Annotated in this window: 17 protein-coding genes; 9 read left to right on the plus strand and 8 right to left on the minus strand. The window is 62.6% G+C overall.

Annotated elements, in window-relative coordinates; translation table 11 throughout:
• The first annotated feature begins 185 nt into the window (after positions 1-185).
• Entirely contained in the window at positions 186-527 is a 342-nt protein-coding gene (locus BP846_RS09240; RefSeq protein ID WP_292394673.1) for a hypothetical protein, read from the plus strand.
• Positions 528-647: 120 nt separating this feature from the next.
• Positions 648-1487 carry an esterase/lipase family protein gene (locus BP846_RS09245; RefSeq protein WP_292394675.1) on the plus strand — a complete coding sequence of 280 codons (840 nt, stop codon included), beginning with the start codon at positions 648-650 and terminating at the stop codon, positions 1485-1487.
• On the opposite strand, the gene BP846_RS09250 is transcribed toward BP846_RS09245, so the two are convergent.
• A complete protein-coding gene (locus BP846_RS09250; protein WP_292394676.1) occupies positions 1473-1763 on the minus strand; it encodes a hypothetical protein in 291 nt (96 codons plus the stop codon). The genes BP846_RS09245 and BP846_RS09250 overlap by 15 nt on opposite strands.
• Positions 1764-2163: 400 nt before the next feature.
• Between BP846_RS09250 and BP846_RS09255 the strand changes: the two genes are divergently transcribed.
• From BP846_RS09255 to BP846_RS09270, 4 genes are all read left to right on the plus strand, one after another.
• Positions 2164-2733, plus strand: coding sequence for a hypothetical protein (locus tag BP846_RS09255; protein ID WP_292394678.1), 570 nt, complete (start codon positions 2164-2166; stop codon positions 2731-2733).
• Between the two features lie 280 nt (positions 2734-3013).
• Positions 3014-3418 (plus strand): Fe-S cluster assembly scaffold protein NifU, encoded by a 405-nt coding sequence (nifU, locus tag BP846_RS09260; RefSeq protein ID WP_292394680.1) that lies wholly within the window; start codon positions 3014-3016, stop codon positions 3416-3418.
• Positions 3408-4142: a HesA/MoeB/ThiF family protein gene (locus BP846_RS09265; RefSeq protein WP_292394682.1), complete on the plus strand. Its 735-nt coding sequence runs from the start codon at positions 3408-3410 to the stop codon at positions 4140-4142. Before nifU ends, BP846_RS09265 begins: the two co-directional genes overlap by 11 nt.
• 250 nt (positions 4143-4392) lie before the next feature.
• A complete protein-coding gene (locus BP846_RS09270; RefSeq protein WP_292394684.1) occupies positions 4393-5175 on the plus strand; it encodes a 4Fe-4S binding protein in 783 nt (260 codons plus the stop codon).
• A gap of 21 nt (positions 5176-5196) precedes the next feature.
• On the opposite strand, the gene BP846_RS09275 is transcribed toward BP846_RS09270, so the two are convergent.
• The 3 genes from BP846_RS09275 to BP846_RS09285 all read right to left on the minus strand — a co-directional run bounded on the left by BP846_RS09275 (position 5197) and on the right by BP846_RS09285 (position 8705).
• Entirely contained in the window at positions 5197-5895 is a 699-nt protein-coding gene (locus tag BP846_RS09275; protein WP_292394686.1) for a mechanosensitive ion channel family protein, read from the minus strand.
• 132 nt (positions 5896-6027) lie between these two features.
• On the minus strand, positions 6028-8280 hold the full coding sequence (locus tag BP846_RS09280) for an efflux RND transporter permease subunit (RefSeq protein WP_292394688.1): 2253 nt from the start codon (positions 8278-8280) through the stop codon (positions 6028-6030).
• Positions 8277-8705: a hypothetical protein gene (locus tag BP846_RS09285; protein WP_292394689.1), complete on the minus strand. Its 429-nt coding sequence runs from the start codon at positions 8703-8705 to the stop codon at positions 8277-8279. The genes BP846_RS09280 and BP846_RS09285 overlap by 4 nt, the downstream gene beginning before the upstream one ends.
• Positions 8706-9321: 616 nt before the next feature.
• Here BP846_RS09285 and BP846_RS09290 point away from each other — a divergent pair.
• A complete protein-coding gene (locus tag BP846_RS09290; RefSeq protein WP_292394691.1) occupies positions 9322-10077 on the plus strand; it encodes a TrmB family transcriptional regulator in 756 nt (251 codons plus the stop codon).
• 74 nt (positions 10078-10151) lie between these two features.
• Here the strand turns inward: BP846_RS09290 and BP846_RS09295 are convergent, their stop codons facing one another.
• The 3 genes from BP846_RS09295 to BP846_RS09305 form a co-directional block, all read right to left on the minus strand.
• Positions 10152-10517 carry a DUF86 domain-containing protein gene (locus BP846_RS09295; protein WP_292394693.1) on the minus strand — a complete coding sequence of 122 codons (366 nt, stop codon included), beginning with the start codon at positions 10515-10517 and terminating at the stop codon, positions 10152-10154.
• Positions 10510-10803, minus strand: a complete 294-nt coding sequence (locus BP846_RS09300) for a nucleotidyltransferase family protein (RefSeq protein ID WP_292394695.1) — start codon at positions 10801-10803, stop codon at positions 10510-10512. Before BP846_RS09300 ends, BP846_RS09295 begins: the two co-directional genes overlap by 8 nt.
• A gap of 75 nt (positions 10804-10878) precedes the next feature.
• Positions 10879-12165 (minus strand): serpin family protein, encoded by a 1287-nt coding sequence (locus BP846_RS09305; RefSeq protein ID WP_292394696.1) that lies wholly within the window; start codon positions 12163-12165, stop codon positions 10879-10881.
• A gap of 174 nt (positions 12166-12339) precedes the next feature.
• On the opposite strand from BP846_RS09305, the gene purE reads away from it, so the two are divergent.
• Entirely contained in the window at positions 12340-12732 is a 393-nt protein-coding gene (gene purE / locus BP846_RS09310) for a 5-(carboxyamino)imidazole ribonucleotide mutase (RefSeq protein ID WP_292394698.1), read from the plus strand.
• Between the two features lie 36 nt (positions 12733-12768).
• Complete coding sequence (locus BP846_RS09315; protein WP_292394700.1) at positions 12769-12957, plus strand: hypothetical protein; 189 nt, start codon at positions 12769-12771, stop codon at positions 12955-12957.
• A 162-nt stretch (positions 12958-13119) separates the two neighbouring features.
• Here the strand turns inward: BP846_RS09315 and thiC are convergent, their stop codons facing one another.
• On the minus strand, positions 13120-14409 hold the full coding sequence (thiC, locus tag BP846_RS09320) for a phosphomethylpyrimidine synthase ThiC (RefSeq protein WP_292394701.1): 1290 nt from the start codon (positions 14407-14409) through the stop codon (positions 13120-13122).
• Positions 14410-14414: the final 5 nt, after the last annotated feature.

A 14414-nucleotide genomic window follows, 5' to 3' on the forward strand; every position in this document is an offset into this window, starting at 1 on the left:
GGGTGGGCTTTACCAGAGCCCGATAACGGAAATTTTCGGTCGGATCCACCGAGATCGATTATCAGTTCTATGCTGGAGCACTACCGAATCCCCGTGGCCGGCGGCCGGCAATTTGGCTTGAACCTGATTGGCTGTAACCCGACGGTTCCTACACATTCATATGCCGCTACGGGGTAACGCTCATTATGAGCAAGCAAATCCTTATTCTCGGTCTGGCTGCGGTTCTCGTTCTGTCAGCCGGTTGTACGGGGCTTGTCGGCCCCAACCCCAGGGTTGTAGAGGACTCTGCAACCAAAGATATCAGCCTCTCCAAAGGGCTCGTGTACAACGTGAACGCGGAGATACAGAACGACGGGCGTGACGGTGACGTCACCGTGACGGCGAAACTGATCGATGAGGAGAAGGGGTTTGTCCGGGACCAGATCTCGACAGCGGTCTTCATTCCTTCAGGAGAGACGAAGAAGGTCGGCCTCACGCTGGACGGGGATGTCGGCAGGGCATATAGGTACAGTGTCGAGGTGAGGTAACGGGAGGCGCTGGTGGGATGGGCTTCTTCCTGAAGGCACACAAGATGGTGGTAGGATAGCCTCTCCATCGAAATATACTTCGTGGAGAACCGTCAGATCATGAAGGAATGAACTGCTGCCGTGGGGAGGCGTGATACCATTCTGACGAACTCAAAGAGATGCCCGGCCGTCCTGGTCCACGGGTGGCGGAGCCACCCCGGCATCTGGAACCGCCTCACCCCGGGGCTCTCGGAGGCTGCGGTACCCTTCTGGAGTTTCGACCACGCGGGGATGCAGGGTGCCGGGACGGAGACGATCGCCCTCGCTCTTCAGGACTACATCCACGCGAAGCGGGAGGAGGCCGGGTACGGCGGCCCGGTCGACATCGTCTGTCACTCGATGGGGACGTGCATCGCCCGGTACCTCCTCGAAGTCCTCGACGGCGACGCACGGGAGGAGCAGGTCCGGCTCCTGGTCGGGATCGGCCCACCGAACAACGGCTCGGCCATGGCCGAACTCTTCAACGACCCCGAGCGGGGCCCGGAGGTGATCCGGAGCCTTGCAGGGGTCTTCGTGCCGCAGGACTACGACCCCGGCGACGATACCATCGTCCAGGAGTTCCGCCCGGGGAGCAGGACCGTTGCGGCGCTCCGGGACGCCGGGACTCGCGACGATATCGCCTACCGGATCGTTCTGGCCGCGAACCTCACCGCGACGCCGGCGTTCTTCCCGGTCTTCGGCGGCAGGACCTGGGAACTCGCCCCGGGCGGAGAGTGGCGGACGACATACGCCGGCGACGGCATCGTCCCCCACACCGACTCATACCTCCCGGGAGCGGGCCTGGATATCCTCCCGGCGGACCCCGGGAACCTGGCCCGGCACCCGGAGCACTACTGCCACACCATGCTGCCGAGAAACCCCGAGGTCGTCGCCCGCGTCATGGAGTACCTCTCGGCCCGGCCCTCCTCACCGTCTCCGTAAGGCCTGCCGTGCGGACGCCGCCCAGGCGTTGATCGCCTGCTCAAGATCCTCCCCGGCCTTCCGTGCCGCCTGCTCGATGCGCTCGTGCCCTTCGGGCGTCCCGAGGAGGTGATGGCCTGCGTTCACCACATCGTTGACCGCCTTCCGGACCGATTGGGATGCCTCGTGCATATGTTCATCAACGGTAGGGGCGGCCGGTGCCGGTTCCTCCTCCGGTGCGGGGGCAGGATCACGGACCCACCGCCCCTGCTCAAAGCGACCTTCAGTCTCGCTCATAAGCGTGGGTGTAGGTCTGCCCGGGATAAAAACCTGGCTTTTTTACACCACACTTTCCGGTACCCAGCCGGCAGAGTGGAATGCGTGCGGTTGAGGGGGTCGGAAGCCCCGGATCGATGGTTAACCCCGGATGGTATCGGTATACCCGGACCCGCCACATGCCGGGCAGGGGTCGAGGTAAAGCCCGGGTTCCCCCCGCTCCCGGGGCGACCTGGTTCCCGCACCTGCAACAGTATACGTAGTGCATACCGACCCTCGACCCACACTTTGAGCAGAACGGCATACCTCTTCAACCCGCGGTATGAGTAAATTATTTGTATACAACTGCCGGGAATCCCCGGTCGCAGAGAACTGTCCCGATGCGCAGGTTCATCTGCATCCCGCATACAGGAGTAGAACGATGACCAGGGTTACTGCCATCGAGGAATGCGAGCGGGAGCTCTCCCCGGAAGCCTGCCGGCTACGGATCGCACGATCCATCGCGCTCGTCTTCCTCTTTCTCCTGGTGATCCCTCACCTCCTCGGCCTTGCTTTCGGTGTGCCCCCGCCGGCGGTCTTCACCCTTATTGCATCGACCCTCATCCTCCAGGCGGCCGCAGCCGTCGTCGGCCTGGGGCTCGGCCTCAACCCGGCGGTCGCCCTCGCCTTCCTGACATCGGTTGGGGTCGCCGTCATGCTCGGCATCCTTGAGATCTGCGACCTCTTTGCCGGGCGTTCCCGGGTGATCCAGGGGCTTCTCCGTAAAATCGATGCAAAGACTGGTCGGATTGAGTACCTGAAACGTTACGGGGCTCTGATGCTCATCCCGATCATATGGATCCCCGGGATCGCCCTCTACGGGGCCCCCGTCGTCGCGTGGCTCTTCCAGTATCCGAGGAGCACCTCACTCCTCTGCATGATTGCCGGGTGGGTGATTGCGGTCATTGTGGTCACGGCGGCGGCGGTGGGGCTCGTCAGCCTGGCCTTCTGAACGGCGATGGGATACTCCTGATCCCGGATCACCTCCGTCTGACGGTCTGCCCTGCCGTCATCTGCCGGTGGTGACACGATCCGAAGAATAAGTTTGACAATTGTTATTTGTTACGGGTGCGATTAACAATTGTTCATTTTGGTTTCGGGAACAAATACATTTGCGCAGAGCCTGCGAACGGCTGAGACGCTCAAGGGGTTCTGCCCGGTGATACGGTGACTGAGACCGTTACGGAGTAGGGAAGGCGATCGGTCTCTATGGGCCGCACGGCGTGATTGTTATGTACAGCGAACGAGTCATGGACCATTTCATGAACCCCCGGAATATGGGGGAGATCCCGGATGCAGACGGCGCCGGTGAGGTCGGAAATGCGACCTGCGGCGATATCATGCGGATAACCCTCCGGGTCGAAGAGAACAGGATTGTGGATGCGAAATTCAAGACCTTCGGATGCGCCGCCGCTATTGCGTCAAGTTCTATGGCCACCGAGTTGATCAAGGGAAAGACCCTTGACGAAGCCTGTGCGGTCACCAACCGGGCGGTTGTCGAAGCACTGGGAGGACTGCCTCCCCAGAAGGTCCACTGTTCGGTCCTCGCCAAAGAGGGTATCCACCAGGCGATCGATGATTACCGGGTGCGGCACGGTATGCAGCCGGGCGGAGATGAGGAGAAGCATGCTCCTTGAACGGGAACGGGAGCGCTACGCCCGGCAGATGCTCCTCTTCGGTGAGGAGGGGCAGGAACGGCTGAAGAAAGCGAAGGTCTTCATCGCCGGGGCCGGGGGTCTCGGCTGCCCGATCGCTCTCTACCTTGCCGTCGCCGGTATCGGGGAGATCCTTCTTGCGGACCGGGATACCGTGGACCGGACCAACCTGAACCGGCAGGTCCTCCACTGGGAGCGGGACATCGGCGAACTGAAGGCCCGATCTGCGGAAGCGAAACTCCGGGAAGTAAATCCGGATATCCGGGTCAATGCATTCGCGACGACCATCAATGAAGCGAACGTCCGGGACCTGGTGGGCGACGCCGACCTGATCGTGGATGCTCTGGACAATTTCCCGACCCGTTACCTCCTGAACCGGGAAGCGCTCCGGTCCGGCATTCCCCTGCTGCACGGGGGCATCCGCGGGTTCGACGGTCAGGTGACGACCATCATCCCCGGTCGGACGGCCTGCCTCGAGTGCATCTTCCCGGAGGCTCCGCCGGCTGAGGTCTTCCCGGTCATCGGGACGACCGCGGGGATCATCGGTGTGATCCAGGCGAACGAAGCGGTCAAGTATCTCCTCGGCAGGAAGGACCTTCTCTCCAACCGGCTCCTCCTCTGGGACGGGCTTACGACGACGCTTGAGACGTATGCCGTAGAACGGCGGCCCGAATGCCCTGCCTGCGGCGAGGGAGTGAGATCGTGAAGATCCGGGTGCGGGCATTCGCCCGGTTCCGGGAAATCCCCTGTGGTGATCTGGCGCTCGAAGTTCCCGGCGGAGCGGTGACGGCCACTCTCCTCGCCGATCTCCGGGACCGTGCCGGGGGATTCCATGGAGGTCGGGTAGGCATGCTGCCCGTTCGCCGCTTCACCCCACATGATAGAGGATAATCGCATCCGGTCTGTACCCGGGATGTGAATGTTTTTCCCCGCCCCGGCGCAAGGTATCCATAGTCATGAACGACGACCTGAAGACAGCCGTCCTTCGACGGTGCCGGAGGATGGAGATCCCGCTCGTCGGGGTCGCGGGCACCGACCGGTGGGAGAATCCGCCGTTCTATCCCTGGATGCCGGAGGAGTTCTATCCGCAGTCGATCTTTCCCGAAGCACGGTCGGTGATCGTCATCGGCCTCCCGGTCCACCTCCCGGTGCTCGAGACCTCCCCCTCGATCTACTACCACGAGTTGTATAAGACCGTCAATACCCTGCTCGACCAGTACACCTACCGGCTCGCCTCCTTCCTCAACGACCGCGGCTACCCCTCGGTCTTCGTCCCCCGTGACGGCTACGGGAGCATCGAAGTGCTCCTGAAGAATCCGGTCGCCTTCTTCTCGCACCGCCACGCTGCCCTCCTTGCGGGACTCGGGACCTTCGGCGTGAACAACGCCCTCCTCACGCCCGAATACGGTCCCCGGGTTCGGTTCGGCTCGGTCCTCACCGCCGCGGACCTCCCGCCCGACCCCCTGCGGGATGAGGACCTCTGCACCCGGTGCATGCTGTGTGTCCGCGCCTGCCCCGCGGGTGCGCTCGATGGGCGGGACTACCCCGTGGGTCTCACCGATAAGGCGGCTTGCGCCAAAAACAGCGCCGACCTCGCCCGGCGCCACATCTCTCCCTGCGGCATATGCATAAGGGTCTGCCCGGTAGGGGAGGACCGGCGGCACTACGGCGCTGCCGGTGGGGAGGATCCACGCTACCGGCGGGCCCAAAAACACGTACAGGAGTATGGCGGGCTGTAAGCCCGTCCACAGAAAAAAGGGTTATTCTCGTTTCACTTTGCCCATCAACTGGTCCATCATCTCCGGAGCCCGGTCCCGGAGACCGAACCCGACGATGATGGCGATCGCCGCACCGATGCCGAGCGCAACCCCCCAGGCGAGCGGGACGACGAAGACATAGATGATCGAGAGATCAAGCAGGAGCTGCTGGAGCGCGAGGATGACAACGACGAAGTAGAGGAATGCCCGCAGGAGGGCAGTGATCACCCCGAAGCCCTGGATCCTCTGCGTCTCTCCCATGCCCTGGAGGGCATCCATGAGCCAGTCGATCAGGATGATCCCGACGACGAGGATCAGGATGAATGCAACAATGTTCGGGATATAGGCCACGATGACAGCGACAGCCTTCGTCAGGGACGGGATCTGGAGGACACTGACGGCTGCGAGGATCGCAAGGAGGTAGATGATCCAGCGGACGATGAGTTCGAATAACCGGACGATACTCATCCTCGACTGCTCGATATAGGCTCCGGCCGAAGTCTTCCTGAGGGCGTCGTCAATGCCGATCCGGTCGATAATCTCTGCAACGACCCTCCCGAGAATCCGCCCCAGAATCCAGCCGATGATGAGAATGATGATTGCTGCAATGATGTTTGGCAGAAACAGAATGATGTTGCGGGTCAACTCCTCAAGAGGTGCAAATGGCGCAAATACCTGCGCCGTGAGGTCTCCATTTGCCACGGTATACCACCGGGGAAAGGATATGATAGGTACTATATAAGCCTGATGTACCTCCGGCCAGCCGTGGTGCTGGTGGAGGCAACAGGCGGAGAGCGTTCGCGAGGTCGCCCCCGGATCCCGATCGGAGGCCGGTCACGTGCGAGCCCCGGCCGGGACCCGGGCGCTCCCTGCGTAGCGGTACATGAGCGCGAGGATCGCCGGCATGACGACGATCGCGCCCACGAGCGAGAACCCGACCGATATGACCGTCACGATCCCGAAGTTGCTGATGATATTGAACGTCGAGAGGGTGAGCGCCGCGAACCCGAAGACCGTCGTCAGCCCCGAGACCGTCACCGCGGTTCCGATCTTCTGCACGGCGGTCTGGATGGCCTCGAGGAACTCTGTGCCCCGGGCGAGTTCCTCCTCGCACCGCTCCATGATCAGAATGGTGTACTCGGATGCGACACCGATCGTCATAGACCCGAGGACGGCGGTCAGCGGCGTGTAGTCGAGGCCGAGCAGGTACATGATTGCCCCGTTCCAGCCCACGATAAAGACGATCGGGATCACCGGCGAGACGGCCCCGAATTTCCGATAGACCAGGATCAGGAACCCGAGGATGAAGGCGAACCCGAGTATGGTCATAAATGTCCTCGACTCGCTGATGTCATCCATAACAGCGGCAAACATCTCCATGCTGCCGGTGATCTTCACCGTCACGCCGGCCGGAGGCTCGTTCCACACCGCATCGCTCTGCATCCTTCCCACGAGGTCGCGGGCGATGTCCATCTCCATAGAGACCGTCGAGAACTCAAGCACTGCCTCCATGTTCCCGTTGAGGTGCCGTTTCAGGATCGGCTCCGGTATCCGGGCGATGACCTCGCCGATCTCCCTCCGGGTCGAGGGCATCACCCCGCCGTTATACTCCCGGATCAGGGTTGCGATGCTCGTCACCCCGGTTATCTTATCGTTGTGCTCCAGTTCATACGTCCCGAACTGCTCGATCCAGGCGAGTGTCTCCAGACTCCTGACGTCGTCTGCGATCACGACGACCGGAATGGTGCTTGTTGCCCCCATCGTCCGGGTGATCTTCCCTAGAGCCTGGAGGGCGGGCATATCATCGGGGACAAAGGTCTTCTCGTCCGCGCTGATGGGGACACTCTGGTCGAGATGGTAGCCCCCTGCCGCGACCACTGCAAAGAGGAGGATGACGGGGAGCGGGTGTTTTGCGACTGTGTAGGCCAGCCGCCCGAGGAGGCGGTCATACCGATCGAGGACGGAGTCCCCGGGCTCCGGGGCGGGACCGGAGGCTCGCGTCTCCTTCTTCGGCCGGTAGCGGGTGACGATCGCAAAGATCGGGACGATGATGAGCGCCGCGATGTAGCAGGAGATGACCCCGATGGTGCAGACGCTTCCGAAGTCGGCCACCATCGGCACCGGCGCAAAGAACATCGCTATAAACCCGAGCGCCGTCGCTGCCATCGCGATCAGGACCGAGGGGCCAAGGTTCGTGACCGTGGTCCGTACGGCCTCCGTGATGGTGCTGTGCTGGATCTCCTCGTCGAACCGGGCATGGAGCTGGATGGCGTAGTCGATCCCGATCCCGATGAGCACCGGGAACGCTCCGACCACCGTCATGCTGACCGGGATCCCGAAGAGGCCCATGAACCCGAAGGTCATGATGAGCCCGACGGCCACGACCCCAACGGGGAGGAGACGGTAGCGGACGTGAGAGAAGAGGAGCGTCACCGCAAGGACCATCAGAAGCATGGCCGCAAGGATCAGCACGCCCATCTGCGTCCCCATCGCCTCCCCCATCTCCTTCGAGAACGCTGGGTTTCCGGAGACCGTGACCGTGAGGCCCGGCGGGGGTTCCGATATGCCGATGGCGGACTCGATGTTCCCGAGAACCTGCTGCTGGGCATCCGTGGAGACGCCCGCGTCAAGGGTGATGACGCTGATGGTCATGAGGTCCGAGGGTAACATCCTCTCGACGAGCTCTGGCGGAGCCTGCCCGATGATCCCGTTGATCTCCGCCGTGGACGAGGGCAGAGTGCCGCCGTTGGCCTGCTTGAGGAGATCGACGACCCCGGATACCCCGGCGACGTAGCGTTCGTTTCTGAGGTCTTCCTGGAGATTGTCGATGTACCTGAGGGCATCGGGGTTCCGGACGCTATCCGCCTCATAGATGAGCATGATGGCGTCGGAGCCGTAGGTGTCTTTGTAGTGGGCAAGGAGCGCACCCCGGGGAGTGGTCTTGTCGAGATACGTATCGTCGCCGGTCTGCATCGTCACCATCGAGAGCCCGAAGAACGCGAGGATGAAGACGGCTGCGGCAACCCCGGCGACGGCCCAGGTGTGATTGTTGATGGCGTCGGCGAGCCACTCGTAGGGGTTCCTCATGCGCGCTCCTCCGGCGTGTTCGCCCCGTAATCGCCGATGATGGCGAGCGTCACCGCACGGGCAATCTCATCGTCGCTCCTGCCGCCGGGCTCGATGCCGTACTCCTCCGCGATGCGCCGCAGCCTCCCGGGATCCAGGATCCGGTAACCCCGGGCGTGGCCCGGGTTGCCGGAAGCCTTCGCTGCCATCGTAAGAATGCACGAGAGCAAGGACGCCGCCGGTTCCTCGTCCATGGCGAGACGGTGGAGCAGGGCTACGGCCCGCCGGCAACATGCCCGCGGGAAGAATCCGGCCTCTATCCATACCCGGTCGGTCTCCTCGAAATATGGTTCCTTGCAGGGCGTTGCGCAGTGTGCCAGCCTCTGGCACGGGGGTTCGTCGGGGCCCCGGCGGAATCCGGTGTTGCAGGCAGTTGCGCAGTTCACGTGTCTCCTCGTAATAAATGGCTCATTTACTGAGGTAGTGTTTTCGAGAGGCCCGATATGAATCTACTGCAACCCGGACGAGGATCAGCCTCAGGATATCGTGTCCCCGGAAGAATTACCTGCGGGACCTGTTGAGGAGAGCGGTCTTTGAGACGGAAGGGTTCCCCGGGTATGTCTGCGATCGCTGCCAGAATAGGAAGGACGTTTTTGCTGCCATGGGAGCGTCCCCGGGGAGGTAGCAGTTTGGGCGGCAGTCAGCCACGCCTGAGTCCGCCGCCGTTGCCACCGGATACGTTCCAGGGCATGTTGATGACGGTTCTCCCTATTTTCGGAGGGTGATGCATTGAGTCATCTGGTTCTATTAGTTCAGGTGGTATCGCTTGTGCGTGCTGCTCTCATCCGTCCCAGCAGAGCAACCTCCTTCGAAGGTGGGTATGCCGGACCTGGCTTTCCGGTCTTTCAGCGTGGGAGCCGGCTCACAGGTGAAGGCCTGGGCCATGGGGCCTCTGGCAGGCGGCTGCTATGGGGACGGTCTTGCGAGGAGATGGTTTCTCTCTCGCTATTTATCCGTCTCTCTCCGGAAACCATAATTGTGTTGCAACTAAATAGAGGTGCAATGACTGCTGAGATTGTCCCGGGGCTCCGGGCTCTCGGGATGAATGAGTACGAGGCGAGCGTCTACTCAACGCTTGTCGGGCTGCAGAAGGCAACAGCACGGGATATTCACGAGGTGAGCGGGGTTCCCCGGGGAAGAATCTACGAGATCTTAAACGATCTGGCCCGGCGGGGGTTCATCGGGGTAGAGGAGGGCTCTCCCTCCTCCTACTATGTGCTCGACATCGATGTAGCCTTTGACCGGCTCAAAGACGACTACGTCCGGTCCCTTGATGAGACACGCGAGGCGTTAAAGAGCCTCTCGGTCAAACCGCGCCTCCCGCCGGACTCGTTCTTCATCCTCCGGAGCGGCTGGGCGATCGAGAACCATATCTCCTCGCTCTTCCGGCGGGTGAAGAGGAGCATGGTGATCCTCTGCTACAACCCGGAGTTCCTCCGGAGATACTACACGATCATCAAGCCGCTCGAACGCAAGATCGACCTGTATGTGGTCGTGCGAAGGAGAGAGGAGTATGCTGACATCAGACTCCCGATCTACGAGGCCAGGGGAACCGTGATCGAGCTCCTGGATGCCCGGCCAGTGAACGGGTCCGTGATGGAGGGCCTGCGGAGGGATGAGTGCGCGATCCTGGTCGATGGCCGGGATTTCCTCGCCATCACCACCGCGGGGTCCGGACGGCACGCGGTGATCGGGTCGGACATGCCGATCATCGGGTACCTGCAGAAGACGATCGTCGAGCGGCTCCCGAGGGCGTGAGAGATACGTGCCGGATCCGGGGGACAGGCGGCGCGGCTGTCCGGGTGATCTTCGATAACCATCTGGCACTATCCTCAGAGATGTTTCTCATCCCGCACGTCCGGGAAACGGACCGCCTTCAGCTGCTCCTGAAGCGCGGGTATATCGGATCGTGCCGTTTCCCAGACGATCTCAAGACTGACGCCGAAATAGTGGTGGATGAGTTTGTCCCGCATTCCTGCGATGAACCGCCAGGGTACTTCGGGATACTGTTTTTTGAACGGCTCCGGAAGGTTCTTCACCGCTTCTCCGAGGATCTCCAGGTTCCGCACGACCGCATCCTGCGTCCTGGTATCGGCGCTGAACTCACTATAGGTCATATCCGAGGTATACTGAAGGATTCGCCCGACAGCCTCAGTGATGTCGCCGCAGAGGAGGCGAATATCCGACCGTTCACGCATACGCGACCTCGGCGACCACCCGGTCACGGATCACCTGTTTGAGAGCATCGGGTGTCACCAGGTCGACGGGGGCGCCGAGGCGGAGCGCGAGGTACTCTTCGAGTTCGATGAAGGTGAAGAACCCGACCGGCCGGGAAAACTCGACGAGGATATCGATGTCGCTTGCCCCGGTCTGTTCGCCGCGTGCGACCGAACCGAAGATGCCGATCCGGTTGACGAAGAACCGTGCGGCAAGCTCACCCTTGAGGCGCTGCAGGGTCGCGAAGACTTCTTCCCGGGACTGCATGGATACACTGGTATTCTGTCGGGGAGGTGTTAAGGAGTTGCCGTCGTGGGGGGACGGGGGCCGCCCCCCGCCCCTTCATGAGTTCTCCGGGTTTGTGACCCTTCCCACGAAGAGGATCGTGCCGGTATCATTCTCCGTGATGAGGAAGACGAACGGGTGGTCCGCCTTAAAGACGGGCGTGGTATCCGGACGCGCACTCGTCACGCCTATGACGGTGCCGGTCGCCGCCGCTGCCTCGGTGCCCTCCTCGTTCACGTCGACAAACGCCTTATGGAAGACTCCGGTGATGAACAGGTTCCGTGTGCCGTCCATTCCCGAGAGGTCGGCTGCCCCAGTAAACACTGTCGACATCCCCATCGCCGCAAGCGTCCCCGGGAGGCTGTACTCCGTCTCAAGCGTGAACTTCGGGAAAGAAACTCTGACGCGCTCGCGGACGAGCGACTCCCGCAGGTCCGCGAGCGTCTCCGCATCAAGAACCTTCTCTGCAGCCGTCAGGTTGTTGTCCCCTGCGGGGAGGAGGACAAGCATCGAGAGTTCTGTTCCGCTCTTGTGGGCATACGGCATCTCGAGCACCTGGAGCGTGTCGGTCTCTGTATACCCGTAGACGGCATCTTCCCGGTGCATCATCGGGACGAGTACGGTCTCGTTCGGGGAAACCAGGAACTCCTCCTCTCTCGTCTCGTTCGCGTCGAACTGATCGACCCAGGTGCCCTTGAAGTAGATCGCGTTCGTGATCACGAGCCGGGTCAGGGAATCGATCGAACCGGGTGGGAGGAGGTCGCGGATTTTATCTTCGGTCTGTCCTTCCACCCACCGGTTGATGGTCGCCCGCGACGCTTCGGGGCTGCTCTTGAAGTCAAGGTTTGTTGCGTTTGCCGAGTACCAGCGCCGGGCCGTCTCAATATAGTCCGGGAGGAACGGGTACGTCTCCTCCGCCCAGAGAGCGTTTGCGGTGCGGAGGGTGTAGTTGGCATCTCCGCGGTTCAGGCTGGCATCGATCCCGGCAAAGCCTTCTCGTCGGAGGGTGTCGTTCGCCGGGAGGTGCAGCACCGACCGGATCTCGTCGGCGGTGGTGCCGCGGGCGCCCTCATAGGTGATGGCAAGGGCCGATGATATGCTGTAGGGCGAGAAGAAGAGGTTCTGCCCCGCAGACTCCGGGTCATCTGCGAGCTGGTGGTAGAGGTCAAACGCGAACCGGTTGTTTCCCGCCGTCACATTGCCGGGGTCGTCAGCCGTCTCCTCCCCGGCCGAAGGGACGGGATCCGCAGACGTCGCCCCCGGCATATCGGTGCACCCCGCGGCGATGCAGCCGAGTGCGACGAGGGATGCCAGGAGAAGTATGCTGATACCTTTTCTGTTCATGATCTGCCCTATGGTGTGCCGGATAGTTATACCATACGTTCACGGCGATCTTTTTCGAAGCCCCCTTCATCTCGAATGGGCAAGGAGACCCCCTGCGCAAGCGGGGGGAGGAATTGCCCGTTCGAGATGATATCGACAGAGAGAAAAAGAAGCAGGAGCATATCGGAGGGAGATATGGTTGATGTCGCGGTGATCTGCGGTTCCGCCTCGGACGGTCCCGTCGCGGAGAAGGTATTTGCGACCCTGAAGGAACACGGTGTATCCTACGACTACCGGGTGATATCGGCGCACCGTGACCCCGACAAACTGGACGAGTACGTGAAGGGAAGCACTGCCCGCGTCTTCATCGCGGTCGCCGGGCTCTCGGCGGCCCTCCCCGGGGTGGTCGCCTCGAAGACAGAGCGGCCGGTGATCGGCGTCCCGGTGAGCGGAAAACTGATGGGGTTTGACGCCCTCCTCTCCATCGTCCAGATGCCGAGAGGTGTCCCGGTTGCCTGCGTCGGGGTGGATAACGGCGAGAACGCCGCCTTCCTCGCTATCCGGATCCTCGGCGCGGGACGCGCCTGATATAACCTTTTCTTACCCGGCCGAGAAGGGAGGGGCATGAAGCAGAGAGTGCTCTTCATCGGCACGAACAACGCCGACCGGACCCAGATGGCAGAAGGTTACCTCCGCGCCCGCTACGGCGACCGGTGCGAGGCCTGCTCCGCCGGGATCGCCCTCGACCCCCGGGCCGCAAGCGTGGCGGACGAATCGGGGCCGGTATCGCCGGCCAGCGGGCGAAGGATATAGACGCCTGGATTGAAAGGCAGTTTGGGGGGACGACGTTCTGAAGGAACGGAGTTTGAGCACCGAAGGTGTGAGGCGCGACGGTCACCAGGCCGGAGCGGGAGCGAGCGTGAGCACCATTAGGTGCGAAGGAAGTGAGGGGCGGAAATATTCAGCAGAATCCCTTCACGGGTCCATCCGCTCTTCCGGGGCCTTGAGGATATCCCGCACCATCTTTATGGCACAGAGGTCGCCGCACATCGAGCAGGTCTCGATCTCCCCGTCCCGCTCGTGGATGCGCCGTGCCTCCTCCGGTATGAGCGCCGCTTCGAACTGCTTCTCCCAGTCGAGGCCACGGCGCGCTTCCGCCATCCGGATCTCCCGATTTTTCGTGTTCCCCACAGCACGCGAGAGGCTCCCGACGTGCGCGGCGATCCTCGCCACCCTCGTCCCCTCCACGATGTCGCGGAGGTCCGGCAGCGCCAGGTGTTCGCTCGGGGAGACCATACAGAGGAAGTCGGCGCCGTGCATACAGGCGATCGCGCCCCCGATCGCCCCCACCACATGGTCGTAGCCCGGCGCCACATCGGTCACGAGCGGGCCGAGCAGGTAAAGCGGGGCGCCGTCGGTCAGTTCCTTAATCATCCGGACGTTGTAGCCGACCTGGTCGGCCGGGATATGCCCCGGCCCCTCGATCATCCGCTGCACCCCGGCGGCGAGCGCCCTCTTCGCCAGGTGCCCAAGCGTCAGGTACTCAGTCGTCTTGGCGAGACGGGTGGCGTCCACGAGCGCACCGGGGCGCATTCCGTCGCCGAGGCTTATGACCACGTCGTGCTCGGCAAGGATCTCGAGCAGGTAGTCGTACTCGGCATAGAGCGGGTTCTCTTCGCCGGTCGCAGCCATCATAGCGACGTGGAAGGCCCCGCCCCGGGAGACGACGCCCATCGTCCGGGGATCGGCCTGAAGCGAAGCGAGCGCGTCGCGGTTCACGCCGCAGTGCAGGGTTAGGAAGTCCACGCCCTGCCGGCAGTGCTCCCGGATCACCGAGAAGAGAAGGTCGGCGTCGATGTCCGCCGCGTTCCCGGCCCGCCGGACCGCTTCGTAGACCGGGACCGTGCCGACGGGCGCGTCGAGAGCGAGGATCCGGCGCCTGATGCGGGAGAGGTCGCCGCCGGTCGAGAGGTCCATCAGTGCATCCGCCCCCTCGCGGAGGGCCGCCTTTGCCTTCTCGACCTCGAGGTCCTCATCGCACCGGACGCCCGATGTCCCGACGTTCACGTTGACCCGCACCCTGCAGCCCTCGCCGATGGCGCAGAGCCGGTGCGGCCTTCCGGGGTTCGCCGGGATGACAATCCGCCCGCGGGCGACGGCCCGCGCGGCGTGGTGCGGGACGAGGCCCTCCTCGCGGGCGATCGCCTCCACCTCCGGGGGGACCCCGCGCAGGCATGCTAGAGCAAGGGTATGCATAAGAACCATTTGCC

The sequence above is a fragment of the Methanoculleus sp. UBA303 genome (assembly GCA_002501655.1).
Taxonomy (GTDB): domain Archaea; phylum Halobacteriota; class Methanomicrobia; order Methanomicrobiales; family Methanoculleaceae; genus Methanoculleus.